At 73.8% G+C, this 16,488-nt stretch carries 16 protein-coding genes; 10 read left to right on the forward strand and 6 right to left on the reverse strand.

From position 1 onward, the window contains the following. Positions 1-52 precede the first annotated feature (52 nt). From AB0H83_RS34580 to AB0H83_RS34595, 4 genes are all read left to right on the forward strand, one after another. Positions 53-493, forward strand: coding sequence for a DUF2017 domain-containing protein (locus AB0H83_RS34580; RefSeq protein ID WP_360102491.1), 441 nt, complete (start codon positions 53-55; stop codon positions 491-493). Between the two features lie 66 nt (positions 494-559). Further along, complete coding sequence (locus tag AB0H83_RS34585; protein WP_360102493.1) at positions 560-1,051, forward strand: M67 family metallopeptidase; 492 nt, start codon at positions 560-562, stop codon at positions 1,049-1,051. A 67-nt stretch (positions 1,052-1,118) separates the two neighbouring features. Next, on the forward strand, positions 1,119-1,430 hold the full coding sequence (locus tag AB0H83_RS34590; protein ID WP_033366108.1) for a MoaD family protein: 312 nt from the start codon (positions 1,119-1,121) through the stop codon (positions 1,428-1,430). 5 nt (positions 1,431-1,435) lie between these two features. Then, positions 1,436-2,386 (forward strand): cysteine synthase, encoded by a 951-nt coding sequence (locus AB0H83_RS34595; RefSeq protein ID WP_360102495.1) that lies wholly within the window; start codon positions 1,436-1,438, stop codon positions 2,384-2,386. Positions 2,387-2,487: 101 nt separating this feature from the next. On the opposite strand, the gene AB0H83_RS34600 is transcribed toward AB0H83_RS34595, so the two are convergent. Then, positions 2,488-2,835, reverse strand: a complete 348-nt coding sequence (locus tag AB0H83_RS34600; protein ID WP_360102497.1) for a hypothetical protein — start codon at positions 2,833-2,835, stop codon at positions 2,488-2,490. Between the two features lie 349 nt (positions 2,836-3,184). Between AB0H83_RS34600 and AB0H83_RS34605 the strand changes: the two genes are divergently transcribed. The 6 genes from AB0H83_RS34605 to rdgB all read left to right on the forward strand — a co-directional run bounded on the left by AB0H83_RS34605 (position 3,185) and on the right by rdgB (position 8,492). Further along, positions 3,185-3,937, forward strand: a complete 753-nt coding sequence (locus AB0H83_RS34605) for an MBL fold metallo-hydrolase (protein ID WP_360102499.1) — start codon at positions 3,185-3,187, stop codon at positions 3,935-3,937. A gap of 79 nt (positions 3,938-4,016) precedes the next feature. Next, the gene (locus AB0H83_RS34610; protein WP_360102501.1) at positions 4,017-5,156 is read left to right on the forward strand and encodes a glycosyltransferase family 1 protein; all 1,140 of its coding nucleotides are present in this window, start codon (positions 4,017-4,019) and stop codon (positions 5,154-5,156) included. Continuing rightward, a complete protein-coding gene (locus tag AB0H83_RS34615) occupies positions 5,153-6,259 on the forward strand; it encodes a glycosyltransferase (protein WP_360102503.1) in 1,107 nt (368 codons plus the stop codon). The genes AB0H83_RS34610 and AB0H83_RS34615 overlap by 4 nt, the downstream gene beginning before the upstream one ends. A 111-nt stretch (positions 6,260-6,370) precedes the next feature. After that, entirely contained in the window at positions 6,371-7,156 is a 786-nt protein-coding gene (locus AB0H83_RS34620; protein ID WP_360102505.1) for an SGNH/GDSL hydrolase family protein, read from the forward strand. A 14-nt stretch (positions 7,157-7,170) separates the two neighbouring features. Continuing rightward, positions 7,171-7,899: a ribonuclease PH gene (gene rph, locus AB0H83_RS34625; RefSeq protein ID WP_360102507.1), complete on the forward strand. Its 729-nt coding sequence runs from the start codon at positions 7,171-7,173 to the stop codon at positions 7,897-7,899. After that, positions 7,896-8,492, forward strand: a complete 597-nt coding sequence (gene rdgB / locus AB0H83_RS34630) for an RdgB/HAM1 family non-canonical purine NTP pyrophosphatase (RefSeq protein ID WP_360102509.1) — start codon at positions 7,896-7,898, stop codon at positions 8,490-8,492. The genes rph and rdgB overlap by 4 nt, the downstream gene beginning before the upstream one ends. Positions 8,493-9,427: 935 nt before the next feature. Here the strand turns inward: rdgB and hutH are convergent. The 5 genes from hutH to hutU all read right to left on the reverse strand — a co-directional run bounded on the left by hutH (position 9,428) and on the right by hutU (position 16,477). After that, complete coding sequence (hutH, locus tag AB0H83_RS34635) at positions 9,428-10,948, reverse strand: histidine ammonia-lyase (RefSeq protein WP_360102511.1); 1,521 nt, start codon at positions 10,946-10,948, stop codon at positions 9,428-9,430. Beyond that, complete coding sequence (gene hutI / locus AB0H83_RS34640) at positions 10,945-12,114, reverse strand: imidazolonepropionase (RefSeq protein ID WP_360102608.1); 1,170 nt, start codon at positions 12,112-12,114, stop codon at positions 10,945-10,947. Before hutI ends, hutH begins: the two co-directional genes overlap by 4 nt. A gap of 49 nt (positions 12,115-12,163) precedes the next feature. Beyond that, positions 12,164-13,540 (reverse strand): formimidoylglutamate deiminase, encoded by a 1,377-nt coding sequence (locus tag AB0H83_RS34645; RefSeq protein WP_360102513.1) that lies wholly within the window; start codon positions 13,538-13,540, stop codon positions 12,164-12,166. Continuing rightward, positions 13,537-14,742: an allantoate amidohydrolase gene (locus AB0H83_RS34650; protein ID WP_360102610.1), complete on the reverse strand. Its 1,206-nt coding sequence runs from the start codon at positions 14,740-14,742 to the stop codon at positions 13,537-13,539. The genes AB0H83_RS34645 and AB0H83_RS34650 overlap by 4 nt, the downstream gene beginning before the upstream one ends. Positions 14,743-14,827: 85 nt before the next feature. Continuing rightward, positions 14,828-16,477, reverse strand: a complete 1,650-nt coding sequence (gene hutU / locus AB0H83_RS34655) for a urocanate hydratase (RefSeq protein ID WP_360102515.1) — start codon at positions 16,475-16,477, stop codon at positions 14,828-14,830. Positions 16,478-16,488: the final 11 nt, after the last annotated feature.

Genomic DNA, 16,488 nt, shown 5'->3' on the forward strand with positions numbered 1-16,488 from the left:
TATCCGGAATGGCACAGTCTGTATCGCGCGGTTCGGTCCCGCCGAGGCGGCCGTGCTCAACGAGGTCATGCTCGAGGTCATCACGCTGCTGTCGGACGGCTTCGACCGCAGTGACCCGGTGATCGAGCGGCTGTTCCCCGACGTGTACCGCGACGACGCCGGCGCCTCGGCGGAGCTGCGCCGGTACATGGAGGACGACCTCCGCTCGGCGAAGCTGGAGCAGGCCGCGCTGCTGCTGGACGTGCTGCCCGTGGAGGGTGGCGAGGTGGCCCTCGACGAGGAGCAGGCCGAGGCGTGGCTGCGGGCGCTCACCGACGTGCGGCTCACGCTCGGGATGCGGCTCGGCATCGACGACGACGACGTCGACATCGAGGCGGAGCTCGACGAGGCGATCCTCAAGGACCCGACGTCTGCCCGGGTGGGGCAGCTGTCGGTGTACCAGTACCTGACCTACCTGCAGGAGAGCCTGGTCGGCGCCCTGATGGGCTACTGAGCGCACGCAGTGACCGTGAGGTCGGTCACGAGCGAGTTGCCTTCGGGTTTCGGTAAGCTGTCAGTCGTGCTGACCATTGACGCTGCGATCCTCGACGCGATCGTTGCGCACGCGCGCCGGGACCACCCCGACGAGGCGTGCGGGATCGTGGCGGGACCGGCCGGTTCGGACACCCCCGCCCGGCACGTGCCGATGGCGAATGCGGCTCGCTCGATGACGTTCTACGAGTTCGACTCGGTGGAGCAGCTGCGGCTGTGGCGGGAGATGGACGACGCGGACGAGGAGCCGGTGGTCGTCTACCACTCGCACACCGCCACCGAGGCGTATCCGTCGCGGACCGACGTGTCCTTCGCCGGTGAGCCGAATGCGCACTATCTGCTGGTTTCGACCCGCGACCCGGAGCAGACCGAGATCAGGTCGTTCCGCATCGTGGACGGAGCCGTCACCGAAGAACCGGTTCAGGTAGTTAATGCAGTCGTGGACTCACACGCCGTCCAGTCATATCTCTTCGGGCAGAGCCCGACGACCGTCGACTACGAGTGTCGCGCGAGCAGCTGACAGCCGCTCGCCGTCGCACCGTGTCCAGTCGTCCCGTGCTCCGCTCGTACAAGAAGAGGAAATGATCATGGCTATCGAGGTTCGCATCCCGACCATCCTGCGCAGCTACACCGGCGGTGCCAAGACCGTCGAGGGCTCCGGCGACACCATCGCCGACCTGCTCACCGACCTGGACAGCCGGCACTCGGGCATCAAGGCCCGCCTGCTGACCCCCGAGGGCGGCCTGCACCGCTTCGTCAATGTCTACGTCAACGACGAGGACGTCCGGTTCCTGGGCGCGCTCGACGCGAAGCTCAGCGACGGCGACTCGGTGACGATCCTGCCCGCCGTCGCGGGTGGCGCGTTCGCGTTCGCGGCCGCCCACGCACTGCGGGGCTGATCTTCGTGGCGCGCTACGAGTCCGTGCTCGATGCGTGCGGAAACACGCCGCTCGTCGGGTTGCCCCGGCTGTCGCCGAGTCCCGAGGTCCGCCTGTGGGCCAAGCTCGAGGACCGCAACCCGACGGGCAGTGTGAAGGACCGGGTGGCGCTGTGGATGGTGAAGGCGGCCGAGGAAGCGGGCCGCCTCCGCCCCGGTGACACGATCATCGAGCCGACCAGCGGCAACACCGGCATCGCCCTGGCGATGGTGGCCAAGCTGCGCGGTTACCGGCTGGTCTGCGTCATGCCCGAGAACGTGTCCTCGGAGCGCACCGCGCTGCTGCGCATGTATGGCGCCGAGATCATCTTCTCGGAGGCGGCCGGCGGGTCCAACCGGGCCGTCGCCGTGGCGAAGGAGATCGCCGCGGAGCACCCGGACTGGGTGATGCTGTACCAGTACGGCAACGAGGCCAACGCCAGGGCGCACTACGAGTCGACCGGCCCGGAGATCCTGCGGGACATGCCGACCATCACGCACTTCGTGGCCGGTCTGGGCACCACGGGCACGCTCATGGGCATCGGGCGCTACCTGCGCGAGAAGGTCGAGGACATCGAGATCATCGCCGCCGAGCCGCGGTACGGCGAGCTGGTCTACGGCCTGCGCAACCTGGACGAGGGCTACGTCCCGGAGCTCTACGACGCGAAGGTCCTCACCCGGCGGTTCTCCGTCGGCACCCGCGACTCGGTGCTGCGCACCCGGCAGCTGGTCGAGGTCGAGGGCATGTTCGTGGGCTTCTCCGCCGGCGCGGTGCTGCACGCGGCGCTCGCCGTCGCGCACCAGGCGCTCAAGGCCGGCAAGCGGGCCGACGTGGTGTTCCTGGTCGCCGACGGCGGCTGGAAGTACCTGTCGACCGGCGCCTACGGCGGCACCCTCGCCGACGCCGAGTCCGCCCTCGACGGCCAGCTCTGGGCGTAGAACCCCGCACGCACGCCTGAGGCCGCACCTGTGCGGCCGCAGGCGGTCAGAGGCCGCCCCGGTGCGGCCAGCGGTCAGAGGCCGCCCCGTGCGGCCGATGGTCAGAGGCCGGTCACGATCCAGCCGAGCACCAGGCTCACCGTCGCCGCCCCCAGCAGCGCGAACGGCAGCCGGCGCCGGTGCACGCTGGCGAACGCGGCGATCGTGCACGTCAGCCCGATCAGGCCGATGACGATGACCGTCGGCGCGTACCAGCCGCGGTAGGCGCCGATCAGCCCCACGAACGCCCGCAGCGCCACCGCCATGCCCCCGAGGCCGAGCGCCGCCGCCCAGCCGCACACGGCGGCCAGGTGCCGCTGCTCAGGCGCCGGGTCCCGGTCGGTGGGCAGCCGGAAGGCGGCGGGAAGCTGCTGGCGCAGGCGTTTGGTCATGGACACGTCGACGGTCACGTCCGCTCCTGGTGCCGGGGGGTCGTTCGGTGGCTTACGAATCTCAACGAGGCCGGGTGCGCCGGGTCACGCGACCCTGTCACGTTGGCGACATCTGCCGTCCGATCGTTCAGCCTTGCCTGCCAGTCCGGCGTAGGCTGCGCCACGTGACGGACGTGCCCATCGGCAGCAACCGGCCGGGCAACCCCAGCCGGTGCCGTCCGTCAGCGCCCGGTAGCGGTACCGGTGCCGTCATCCGGCATCCCGGGCGCACGAACTATCCTCACCTGACCGGCGTGATCCACACTTGGCGCCCAGGCGTGACCAGAGCGATGGGAGACGGCGTCTTGGCGTTGTTGTTAGGGGAAGCATGAGGCTCACCGTTCTCGGCTGCGCCGGCAGCTTCCCGGGCCCCGAGGCGCCCTGCTCGGCGTATCTCATCGAGGCCGACGGGTTCCGGCTGCTCGTGGACTTCGGTCCCGGCTCGATGTCGACGCTGCAGCGGTTCTCAGGCCTGTACAACGTCGACGCCATCCTGCTGACGCACCTGCACTGCGATCACATGCTCGACGCGTGCTCCTACATCGTGGCCCGGCGCTACGCGCCGTCCGGCCCGCTGCCGCCGCTGCCGGTCTACGCGCCGGTCGCCGCGCCCGACCGCATCTCCGCCGCGTACGGCGGGGAGAACGAGCCGATGGCGATCAGCGACGTGTACACATTCTACTCGCTGCAGCCGGGCAGCTTCCCGATCGGGCCGTTCCACGTCACGGTCGACCGGGTCAACCACCCGATCGAGACCTACGGGGTGCGCATCGAGCACGGGGGACGGGTCATCACGTACTCCGCCGACACCGCCCCCTGCGACCAGCTGATCCGCCTCGCCCAGGGCGCCGACCTGTTCCTGTGCGAGGCCAGCTACCTCGACGGCGCCGACAACCCGCCCGACCTGCACCTCACCGGGCGCGAGGCGGCGGAGCACGCCACCAAGGCCGAGGTCGGGCGGCTGCTGCTGACCCACCTGGTGCCCGCGTGGGGCAGCGAGGCGCTCACCCTCGAGGCCGCGAAGGCCGCGTTCGAGGGCCCGATCGACATCGTGCGGCCCGGCGCGAGGTACGACATCTAGCCCGTCTATTTAGGCAGGGTTCGCCGATTCGTCAGTCGATGGTGGCCACCCGCATGGACGCCGCCCCCATGGTGACGGCATGCGGATCGCGATCGTCACCGAGTCGTTCCCGCCCGATGTGAACGGCGTCGCCCACTCCGTCGTCCGGGTCGCCGAACATCTCGTCGCGCGCGGCCACGAGCCGCTCGTGATCGCCCCGCAGCCTTCCTCCGGGGCACGGGCGGTCACCGGCGCCTTCCCGTACGAGATCATCCGGGTCCCCTCGGTCGCCACCCCCGGCTACGGGACCTTCCGGCTCGGGCTGCCCAGCCGCCGCCTCATCGCGGCGCTGCGCGCCCACCGCACCGACCTGGTGCACCTGGCCAGCCCGTTCGTGCTCGGCGCGCGCGGCATGACGGTCGCCGCGTCGCTCGGGCTGCCGACCGTCGCGGTGTACCAGACGGACGTGCCCGCCTACGCCCGCCTGTACTACCACTCCGGAATCGGCGAGCAGGCCGCCTGGCGCTGGCTGCGGCGCATCCACAACGCCGCCGACCGGACCCTCGCGCCGTCGACGGCCGCCGCGACCGCCCTGCACGGCCACGGCATCGAGCGCGTCTGGCTGTGGCGCCGCGGCGTCGACGCGGCCCGCTTCGACCCCGGCCGCCGCAGCGCCGCCCTGCGCCGGGCCCTGCTCGGCACCGACCGGTCCGTGCTCATCGGCTATGTCGGCCGCCTCGCCGTCGAGAAGCGCGTCGACCTGCTCGCCCCGGTGAGCCGCATCCCCGGCGTCCGGGTCGTGATCGTCGGTGACGGCCCGGCCCGCCCCGCCCTGGAGCGCGCCATGCCCGGCGCCGCCTTCCTGGGCGAGCGCCGCGGCGACCAGCTCGCCCGCGTGTTCGCCAGCCTCGACGTGTTCGCCCACACCGGGCCGTTCGAGACGTTCGGGCAGACCGTCCAGGAGGCCCTCGCGTCCGGGGTACCGGTGGTCGCGCCCGCCCAGGGTGGCCCGCTCGACCTCGTCGACGACGGGCGCACCGGGCTGCTCGTGCCGCCGTGCGACGCGCTGGCGCTGCGCGACGCGGTCGCCGAGCTGGCGGCCGACACCGAGCGCCGCCACGCGATGGGCGTCGCCGCCCGGGTCGCCGTCGGGTCGCGCTCCTGGTCGGCGGTCGGCGACGAGCTGATCGGGCACTACCGCGACGTGCTGCCCATGGCCGTGCCGGCGGTGTCCGCGTGAGGATCGTGCGCCTGGCGAACTTCGTCATGCCCCGCTCCGGCGGCCTGCGCACCGCCCTGCGCGCCCTCGGCGAGGGCTACGCCGCCGCCGGCCACGAGCCGATCCTCATTGTCCCCGGTGAGGAGCACGCCGACGTGACCGACGCGCAGGGCCGGGTGATCACGCTGCCCGGCCCGGTCGTGCCCGGCACCGGGGGCTACCGGGTCCTCGTCCACCGGCGCCGGCTCGCCCGACTCCTCGACCGGCTGCAGCCCGACCGGCTCGAGGTCTCCGACCGGTTCACGCTGCGCTGGACCGGCCGGTGGGCCCGCGACCGGGGCATCCCGTCCGTCATGGTGTCCCACGAGAGCCTCGCCGGGCTGCTGGGCTTCGCCGGTCCGGCCGGCGCCGCCTGCGCCGACCTGCTCAACGCCCGCAGCCACCGCGCCTACGACCGGGTCCTGTGCACCACCGCCTGGGCCGCCGCCGAGTTCGACCGGATCGGCGCGGGCAACCTGGTGCGCGTACCCCTCGGCGTCGACCTCGACCTGTTCCACCCCTCGCGGGCGTCGGCGGCGCTGCGGGCGCGCTACGCCGTCCCCGGCCAGGTGCTGCTGGTGCACTGCGGGCGGCTCTCGGCCGAGAAACAGCCCGCACGGTCCGTCGAGACGCTGATCGCCCTGCGCGCCCAGGGCGTCGACGCGGTCCTCGTCGTCGCCGGCGACGGCCCGCTGCGGCCCCGGCTGCAGGAGCAGGCGCGCGGGCACGCGGTGCACTTCACCGAGTTCGTCGCCGACCGCACCGCCGTCGCCGAGCTCCTCGCCACCGCCGACGTCGTCGTCGCCCCGGGGCCGATCGAGACGTTCGGCCTGGCCGCCCTTGAGGCCCTCGCCTGCGGGACGCCCGTCGTGGTGTCCTCGGCATCGGCGCTGCCGGAGGTGGTCGGCGGCGCCGGGACGGCCGTCGAGTCCGATTTCGCGGCAGGTGTACGGCAAGTGCTCGCCCGACCCGTCGACGAGCGGCGGCGGGCCGCCCGGGACCGCGCCGAGCGGTACTCGTGGCCGGCGGCGGTCGCCGGGTTCCTGGCCGTGCACGGCGCCCCCGTCCCGGCGGGTGTGCCGTGACCGTCTTCTGCGCGTTCGGTGTCCTGGTCGCGGCGGGTGTGTCGTGACCCTCATCGTCGCGTTCGGTGCGCTCGTTTCGGCGGATGTGCCGCTCGTTTCGGCGGGTGTGCTGTGACCGTCTTCGTCGCGCTCGGCGACTCCACCACCGCCGGGTACGGCGACCGGATGCCCGACGGCTCCTGGCGCGGCTGGGCGCCGATCCTCGCCGCGGCGCTCGGCGCCCGCCTGCACAACCTCGCCGGCAGCGGCGCGCAGACCGCCGACGTCGTCAGCGACCAGCTGCCCCGCGCCCTCGACCTGCGCCCCGACGTCGCCGCCGTCATCGCCGGCACCAACGACACCCTGCGCAGCCCGTTCGACCCGGCCCGGGTCGCGGCCAACCTGGAGCGCACCGTGGCCGCGCTGCGCGCCGGCGGGGCCGAGGTCCTCACCATCCGGCTGCCCGACCCCGGCCGCATGTTCGGGCTGCCCGGGCCCCTCGCGCGCCCCCTGGCCCGCCGGATGCGCGACCTCAACGCCGCCGCCGACCGCGTCGCCGCCCGGCACCGCACCGTGCATTTCGACGCGGCCGGCCACCCCTGGTCGTACGACCGCCGCATGTGGAGCGTCGACCGGCTGCACCCGAGCGAGCGCGGGCACCGCTTCCTGGCCTGCGCGTTCTACGACCTGCTCGCCGCCCGGCTCGGCCCCGGCGTCGGCACCCGGCCCGACCCCACGCCCAGCAGCCCGCCCCCGACCCGGGCCGCGCAGACGTGGTGGATGGCGACCCAGGGCACCCGCTGGATGATCCGCCGCTCCACCGACCTGCTGCCGGGCCTGCTCGCCCTCGCGTACGCCGAGCTGCACCGCCCTTCCGACCTCGCCCCGGGCCTGCCGGTGCCGGACCACGTCGCTTGACTAGGCTGGACCGTATGGCTCGACCGGATGCTCGCGCAGCAGATCAACTTCGACCCGTATCGATCAACCGCCAGTGGAGCATGCACCCGGAGGGGTCCGTGCTCATCGAGTTCGGCAACACCCGGGTGCTGTGCACGGCCAGCGTCACCGAAGGGGTGCCGCGCTGGCGCAAGGGCTCCGGCCTGGGCTGGCTCACCGCCGAGTACGCGATGCTGCCCCGCGCCACGACCACCCGCAATGACCGGGAGAGCGTCAAGGGCAAGATCGGTGGCCGTACCCACGAGATCTCCCGCCTCATCGGCCGCAGCCTCCGCGCCTGCATCGACCTGAAGGCCCTCGGCGAGAACTCGATCGTCCTGGACTGCGACGTCCTGCAGGCCGACGGCGGCACCCGCACCGCCGCCATCACCGGCGCGTACGTGGCCCTCGCCGATGCCGTCGCCTACCTGGCCGCCAACAAGAAGCTCGCCGGCAAGCCTGCGCAGGTCCTGCACCGCTCGGTCGCCGCGGTCAGCGTCGGCATCATCGCCGGCGAGCCGCGCCTCGACCTGTGCTACGAGGAGGACGTCGTCGCCGACGTCGACATGAACGTCGTCTGCACCGGCACCGGCGACTTCGTCGAGGTCCAGGGCACCGGCGAGCAGGCCGTCTTCACCCGCGCCGAGCTCGACCTCCTCGTCGACCTGGGCGCCCTCGGCTGCGCCGAGCTCACGGCCCTCCAGCAGAAGGCGCTCGCCGGATGAAACTGCTGCTCGCCACCCGCAACACGAAGAAGCTCGTCGAGCTGCGCCGGGTCCTGGCCGAGTCGGCCCCGCACGTCGAGCTGCTCGGCCTCGACGACGTGCCCATGTACCCCGAGGCCCCCGAGACGGGCCTCACCTTCGAGGAGAACGCGCTGCTCAAGGCCCGCGAGGCGGCCTCCATCACCGGCCTGCCCAGCGTCGGGGACGATTCCGGCCTGGCCGTCGACGCCCTCAACGGCATGCCCGGCGTCTTCAGCGCCCGCTGGTCCGGCCTGCCCAGCGGCACCCCAGACCGCGACGGCGCCAACCTCCGACTGGTCCTCGCCCAGATCGGCGACGTCCCCGACGAGCACCTCGGCGCCGCCTTCGTCTGCGCCGCCGCCCTCGTCTGGCCCGACGGCCGCGAGGCCGTCCACCGCGGCGAGATGCGCGGCCGCCTCATCCGCACCCCCCGCGGCGACGGCGGGTTCGGCTACGACCCGATCTTCGTCGCCGACGGCTACGAGCTGACGACGGCCGAGCTGCCACCGGCGGACAAGGACGCGATCAGCCACCGCGGCAAGGCGTTCCGCGCCCTGGCCGCCACTCTCTGACCCACCACCGCCACCCGCTGACCGACCGCCTGTCCTCGGCTGGCGGCGCTCGGAGCCGGTTTTCGTGCTCTGATCACGGACGTTCACGGTGTCGGTCAGGCCGCTGTTCACATCGGCGTGGATCGCTGTGGTCGAGGCGGGTGGTTGGCGTGGTTGGCGGCGGTAGCGGTGCACCTGCGCGAGGGCCCGAAGTGCGCTTCGGTCGGGGTGGGCCCTCGATGAGCGCGTCGGGGTGGCGCACCACGGGTCGCGCACGTGGCCGATCCCGCCGGCAAGCGGCGGGCCGGTCGCGACCGGCTCACTGGTGATCTTGCCTGGTTGATCGAAGTCGCGTCGTGGTCGTCCAGATGGCCAGGGCGCGACTTGGATCACCGCGGTGGTCCGGCCGGCGGGACGGCGACCACCGGGATGCCGCACGCACGCGCGTGAGGCCGCCGCGCGGCCCAGGCAGGGCCGGCGGCAACGAGCATGAAGGGCTTCGAGGCGGGAACCCCTGGCTGAGGCCGACCCCACCAGCACAGCCGCACCCGTACGGCGAGGAACCACTACACCACCAACCCGGCGAACGTCAGTGGTCGCAGCACTCATGTGAAGTCCCTGAGCGCCGTCGCCACGGTTGTCACCGCCGGCATCGGCCTCCCGGCCGACCTGGACATGCTGGACATGCGGCACCTACCCGCGGCGCGGCAGGAGGCCTCGGCCGGTCACGTCCGCGCTCACGCCAGCCGGTGCCCAGCCGACCACGCTCACGCCGGCCGGTCCTGGGACGCTGCCCGCTCATACCGGCCGGTCGTCGGCCCGCCAGGCTCGTGCCGGCCGGTCCTGGGACGCCGGCCGGTCATCCGCCCGCCACGCTCACGCCGGCCGGTGCTCGGCCCGCCGTGCTCATCCTGGTCAGCCCTCGGTCACCCCGTTCCTTCCATGGCCTCGGTCCGTCACGCCAGGGGGCCGATCTCCCGTTCGATGGCGGTGCGCAGCTCGCGGCCCGAGACGGTGGCGCGGGCGGTCTCCAGGACCGGGGCGAGGAACACGTCCGGACCCGGCCGGCCTGCGTACTCCTCGACGGCCGCCGTCGCGATCCGCCCGGCGACCGAAGGGGTGAGCGGGGCGCGGAGCTGGATGCCGCGGACCGCGGACAGCAGCTCGACGGCGAGGATGCTGCACAGGTTGTCCAGGACGGTGCGCAGCTTGCGGGTCGCGGCCCAGCCCATCGAGACGTGGTCCTCCTGCATGCCCGACGTCGGCAGGGAGTCGACGCTGGCGGGGGAGGCGAGGCGCCGGTTCTCCGCGACGATGCCCGCGGCCGTGTACTGCGCGATCATCAGACCCGAGTTGACCCCGGCGTCGGGCGTCAGGAACGGTGGCAGGTCCCGCGACCGGCACACGTCGAGCATGCGGTCGACGCGGCGCTCGGCGATCGCGCCCACCTCCGCCGCCGCGATCGCGAGGTAGTCGGCGGCGAAGCCGAGCGGCGCGCCGTGGAAGTTGCCGGTCGACTCGACCCTGCCGTCGGGGAGCACGACCGGGTTGTCGACGATCGACAGCAGCTCCCGGGCGGCGACGGTGGTCGCGAACTCCAGCGTGTCCCGGGCGGCGCCGGCGACCTGCGGGGCGCAGCGCATCGAGTACGCGTCCTGCACCGCGTGCTCGAGGTCGTCGCGGTGCGAGTCCATGATCGGGGAGCCCTGCAGGAGACGGTGCAGGTTGGCGGCCGAGGCGGCCTGGCCGGGGTGCGGCCGGATCGTGTGCAGCTCCGGCATGAACGGCCGGTCCGAGCCGAGCATCGCCTCGATCGACAGCGCGGCGGTCACGTCGGCCATCGTGAACAGGTGCGCCGCGTCGGCGATCGCCAGCAGCAGCATGCCCAGCATGCCGTCGGTGCCGTTGATCAGCGCGAGCCCCTCCTTCGACGACAGCTCCAGGGGGCTGACCCCGGCGTCGGCGGCGCTGATGCGAGTGCCGTCCTTGGCGAGGACCCAGCCCTCGCCGGTGAGCACCAGCGCGCAGTGCGCGAGCGGCGCGAGGTCGCCCGACGCCCCGAGCGAGCCGTGCTCCGGCACCCAGGGGGTGATGTCCGCGTTGAGCAGGTCGACGAGGCCGGTGGCGATCTCCGGGCGTACCCCGGAACGCCCCATGGCCAGGGACCTGACGCGCAGCAGCATCATCGCCCGCACCACCTCCCGCGGCATGGGGGCGCCGATCCCGGCCGCGTGCGAGCGGATCAGCGCGTGCTGCAGCTCGGCGCGCCGCTCCGGGGCGATGAACGTGTTGGCCAGCGCGCCGAAGCCGGTCGACACGCCGTAGACCGGGCGGCCGTCGCGCTCGATGGCGTCGACGATCGACCGGCTGGTGCGCATGGCGTCGAGCGCGTCCTGCGCGAGGGTCACCCGCGCGTTGCCCCGCGCGACCGCGATGAGGTCGTCGGGGGTGATGCCTGAGGCGGTGACGGTGATCAAACCAGCTCCCCATTGAGCATGACGGTGGATATCAGGGGTACACCCGGCCGGTACGCCAGGTGCAGATACGACGGTGCGTCGAGGATCATGAGGTCGGCCCGTGCCCCGACCCGCAGCCGGCCGACGTCGTCGCGGCGCAGGCCGGCGGCGCCGCCGGCGGTGGCCGCGAGCACGGCCTCGGCCGGTGTCATCGCCATCTCGCGCACCGCGAGGGCCACGCAGAACGGCATCGACGTCGTGTACGACGAACCCGGGTTGCAGTCCGTGGCGAGCGCGACGGTCGCCCCGGCGTCCAGCAGCGCCCGCGCCGGCGGATACGGCGAGCGGGTCGAGAACTCGGCGCCCGGCAGCAGCGTCGCCACGGTCGAGGACCCGGCCAGCGCGTCGATGTCGGCCGGGGCCAGGTGCGTGCAGTGGTCCGCGGAGGCCGCCCCGAGCTCGACCGCGAGCCGCACCCCCGGCCCGGCGGTCAGCTGGTTGGCGTGCACCCGGACGCCCAGCCCCGCGGCCGCGCCGACGGTCAGGATCGCCCGGGAGTGGTCGGCGTCGAACGCGCCCCGCTCGCAGAACACGTCGATCCACCGCGCCCCGGCCGCCTGCGCCGCGGTCAGCATCGGACCGCAGACGAGGCTGACGTAGTCGTCGGTGCGTCCCGCGTATTCGGCCGGCACCACGTGCGCCCCGAGGAACGTCGTCTCGGCGCTGAACTCCCGCGCCACCCGCAGCGACCGGGCCTCGTCCGCGACGGTCAGCCCGTAGCCGGACTTGATCTCCATGGTGGTGGTGCCCTGCCGTAGCGCCTCCTGCCGCAGCCGGGCCACGTTCGTGCGCAGCTGCTCGTCGCCGGCCGCCCTGGTCGCCCCGACCGTCGTGCGGATCCCGCCGCCCGTGTACGGCTCACCCGCCATCCGCGCGGCGAACTCCGCGGCCCGGTCGCCGGCGAACACCAGGTGCGCGTGGCTGTCGACGAACCCGGGCAGGACCGCGCCGCCACCGGCGTCGACCCGCACGTCGGCCTGCGGCGCGTCCACGGCCCGGCCGATCCACACCACCTCGCGCTCGTCGACCACGAGCGCCGCCTGCCGGCGGATGCCCAGCGGCCCCTCGCCCTGCCCCGGCACGCAGGTGACCAGCTCACCGATGTTGGTGACCAGCATCGACCTCATCGCGGCCACCCGGTCAGCATGGGCACGCCGGTGCCGATCAGCGTCGATCTCATCGTGGCCTCCCGGTCAGCGCGCCGGCCGGTGGCGTGGACACGTCGAGGGCGTGCAGCGCGGCCGTCAGGGCGGCGCCGGTGTCGGGCACCGTGCCGTGGACGCCGTCGCGGACGACGGTGCGGCCGTCGACGACGACGTGGCGGACGTCGGCGGCGGTCGCGGCGAACAGCACCGCGTCGGGAGCACAGCCGGCGGTGCGGGGGGAGCTCAGGGCGACCGTGACCAGGTCGGCGCGGGCGCCGGGGGCGATGCCGCCCGCGTCGGCCCAGCCGAGGGACGCGTGCCCGGTGGCGGTCGCGGCGGTGAGCAGCTCGGCGGCGGTGAAGTGGCCACGGTGCTCGGTGTGCAGCCGCTCGTGCATCTCGACGCCGCGGGCCTCCTCGAACAGGTCGATCACGGCGTGGCTGTCGCTGCCGAGCGACAGCGGGCTGCCCGCGTCGACCAGGGCGCGCGCGTGGCCGATGCCGTCGGCGAGGTCGCGCTCGGTGGTGGGGCAGAAGCAGACGCCGGTGCCGGAGTCGCCGAGATCGGTGCGGTCGGTGTCGGTCAGGTGGGTGGCGTGCACGGCGGTCACCGACGGGCCGATCAGGCCACGGTCGGCGAGCAGCTGCGTCGGGGTGCGGCCGTGCGCCGCGAGGCAGGCGTCGTTCTCCGCGCGCTGCTCCGACAGGTGCACGTGGACCGGCACGCCCTCGGTGTGCCCGGCGAACTCGGTGAGCGCGGCGGCCGGGACCGCCCGGACGCTGTGCGCGGCGGCGCCGATCCTCGCGTGCGGGCGGGGGCGGAGCCGGGCCACCCTGTCCGCCCAGCCGTCGACGCCGGCGTCGCCGAAGCGGCGCTGGACGCCGTCGAGGGGCCGGCCGTCGACGGTCGCCGTCAGGTACAGCGTGTCGAGCAGCGTGATACGGATGCCGGCGTCGGCGGCCGCGGCGATCAGGGCCTCGCCCATCGCGTTGGGGTCCGCGTACGGCGTGCCCCCGGGGCCGTGGTGCAGGTAGTGGAACTCGCCGACGCAGGTGACGCCGGCGAGCGCCATCTCGGCGTACACGGCCGTGGCGAGCCGGTGGTAGGTGTCGGGGTCGAGGGCGCCGGCCACCGCGTACATCTGCTCGCGCCAGGTCCAGAACGTGCCCCGCCCGCCCTGGGTCCGCCCGCGCAACGCCCGGTGGAACGCGTGCGAGTGCGCATTGGCCAGCCCCGGCAGCGTCACCCCGGCCAGCCGGACGTCGCCGGGCCCGGCGGGCGCGCCGGGCGTGACCGTGGCGAACCTGCCGTTGACGACCTCGATCAGCACGTCGGCCGCGACACCACCCGGCAGCCACGCCCACTCGCAGTGGAACCGCGCTGCCGCCGAAGCCGGGACGGTGCTCATCGGCACAGCCGGGCCAGCAGGTCGGTGAGCTTCTCGACGCCCACGGCGCAGTCGGCGTCGGAGGCCGACTCCTGCGGCGCGTGCGAGATGCCGGTCGGGTTGCGCACGAACAGCATGCCCGTGTCGACATGCTTGGACAGCACGCCGGCGTCGTGGCCGGCGCCGGTCGGCAGGACGGGGGCGCCGAGCTCCAGCGCGGCCAGCCGGCTCACGTCGCCGGCGAACGCGACCTCCGCCGTCACCGACTCCGCCTCGAGGGTCACCCGGGTGCCGTCGTGGCGGGCCCGCTCCTCCGCCCGCTGCTGGATCGCGGCGACGAGCCGGTCGAGGGTGTCGCTGTCGGCCGCCCTCGCGTCCAGCCACGCCGAGGCGTGGGCGGCGATCGCGTTGGTGGCGTTGGGCGCGACGTCGACCCGGCCGACGGTCGCGTGCGCGCCGTGCGTCCGCGCGGCCTCGTCGGCGGCCAGGACGGTGTGCGCGAGGGTCAGCATCGGGTCGCGCCGGTCGTGCATCCTCGTCGTGCCGGCGTGGTTGCCCTCGCCGGAGAAGTCCAGCCGGTAGCGCCCGTGCGGCCAGATCCCGCTGGCCACCCCGACCGGCGCGTCGAGCACATCAAGGGCGCGGCCCTGCTCCACGTGCAGCTCGACGAACGCGCCGATGCGGGCCAGCCGCTGCGGGTCGGGGCCGAGCGCGTCGACGTCGAGACCGGCCTTGCCCATCGCCTCGGCCAGGTAGGTCCCGTCGCGGTCGCGCAGCCGCAGCGCCTTCGCCGGGTCGAACGCGCCGGTGAGCAGCCGCGAGCCCAGGCACGGCACGCCGAAGCGGGCGCCTTCCTCCTCGGTGAACACCACGACCGCAACCGGCCGGGACGGGCGCACGCCGCGCTCGCGGAGCCGGTCGACGGCGAGCAGCCCCGACACGACGCCCAGCGGCCCGTCGTAGCCGCCGCCGTGCGGCACCGAGTCGAGGTGGCTGCCGGTGACGACCGCCCCCTCGCCGTCGGGGGAGCCCCACCACGCCCACAGGTTGCCGTTGCGGTCGACCTCGACCTCCAGGTCGCGGTCGAGGGCCTCCTCGACGAACCACTCCCGGCAGACCATGTCGGCGTCGGTCCACGAGTGCCGCACGTAGCCCCCGTCGCCGCCGGCCCTGCCGATCGGGCTCAGCGAACCCCACAACGCGGCGAACCGCTCAGCGGTCATCGTCATGCCGCCACCCTTTCCCCCGTGCTCCGGCGCCGGCCCGACCGGCCGCGCCCTTCAAGACCGTCCCGGCCCGAGGAGCCCGTCACGACCCCTCCCGCATGGGCACGCGCAGCCCGGTGCGCTCGGCGACCTCGGCGGCCTCGTCATAGCCGGCGTCGACGTGCCGGATCACGCCCATCGCCGGGTCGTTGGTCAGGACCCGGGCCAGCTTCTGCGCCGCGAGCTCGGTGCCGTCGGCGACGGAGACCTGACCGGCGTGGATCGACCGGCCGATCCCGACCCCGCCGCCGTGGTGGATCGACACCCACGACGCGCCGGAGGCGGTGTTGACCAGCGCGTTGAGCAGCGGCCAGTCGGCGATCGCGTCGGACCCGTCGCGCATCGCCTCGGTCTCCCGGTAGGGCGAGGCGACGGAGCCGGTGTCGAGGTGGTCGCGGCCGATCACCAGCGGCGCCTCGACGGTGCCGTCGGCGACCATCTCGTTGAACCTGAGGCCGGCCTTGTCGCGCTCACCCTGCCCGAGCCAGCAGATTCTGGCCGGCAGCCCCTGGAACGCGACCCGCTCACCGGCCATGCGGATCCAGCGGTGCAGCGAGTCGTTGTCGGGGAACAGGTCGAGCACGGCCCGGTCGGTGGCGGCGATGTCGGCGGGGTTGCCCGACAGCGCGGCCCACCGGAACGGGCCCTTGCCCTCGCAGAACAGCGGCCGGATGTACGCCGGGACGAACCCGGGGAACGCGAACGCCCGGTCATACCCGCCCAGCTGCGCCTCGCCCCGGATCGAGTTGCCGTAGTCGAAGACCTCGGCGCCCCGGTCGAGGAACCCGACCATGGCCTCCACGTGCCGGGCCATCGAGTGGCGGGCCCGGTCGGTGAACTCCTCGGGCTTCGCCGCGGCGTAGTCTGCGGCGTCGCCGGGCTCGACCCCGCTCGGCACGTAGGACAGCGGGTCGTGCGCCGAGGTCTGGTCGGTGACGATGTCGACCGGCACCCCCATGCGCAGCAGCTCGGGCAGCAGCAGCGCGGCGTTGCCGACGACGCCGACCGACAGCGCGCGGCGGGCGATCTGCGCCTCGACCGCGAGCCGCACCCCCTCTTCGAGGGAGTCGGCCACGACGTCGAGATAGCGGCTCGCGACCCGGCGCTCCAGCTTCGCCCGGTCGACGTCGATGATCAGGCAGGCCCCGCCGTTCATGGTGACGGCGAGCGGCTGTGCGCCGCCCATGCCGCCGCAGCCCGCGGTGAGTGTCAGCGTGCCGGCGAGGGTGCCGCCGAACCGCTTCGCCGCGACCGCGGCGAACGTCTCATAGGTGCCCTGCAGGATCCCCTGCGTGCCGATGTAGATCCACGAGCCGGCGGTCATCTGCCCATACATGGTCAGGCCGAGCGCCTCCAGGCGGCGGAACTCGGGCCAGTTCGCCCAGTCGCCGACGAGGTTGGAGTTGGCGATGAGCACCCGCGGCGCCCACTCGTGGGTCTGCAGCACGCCGACCGGGCGGCCGGACTGCACCAGCATCGTCTCGTCGGGGCCGAGCGTGGTGAGCGTGCGCATCAGCGCGCGCAGCGACGGCCAGTCGCGGGCGGCCTTGCCGGTGCCGCCGTAGACCACCAGGTCCTGCGGCCGCTCGGCGACCTCGGGATCGAGGTTGTTCATCAGCATGCGCAGCGCGGCTTCCTGCTGCCAGCCACGGGCCGTCAGCGTGGTGCCGCGAGCGGCACGGACCGTCTCCATGGAACTCCTCG

Origin of the sequence: Dactylosporangium sp. NPDC050688, from assembly GCF_040654515.1 — a bacterium.
Classification (GTDB): Bacteria; Actinomycetota; Actinomycetes; order Mycobacteriales; family Micromonosporaceae; genus Dactylosporangium.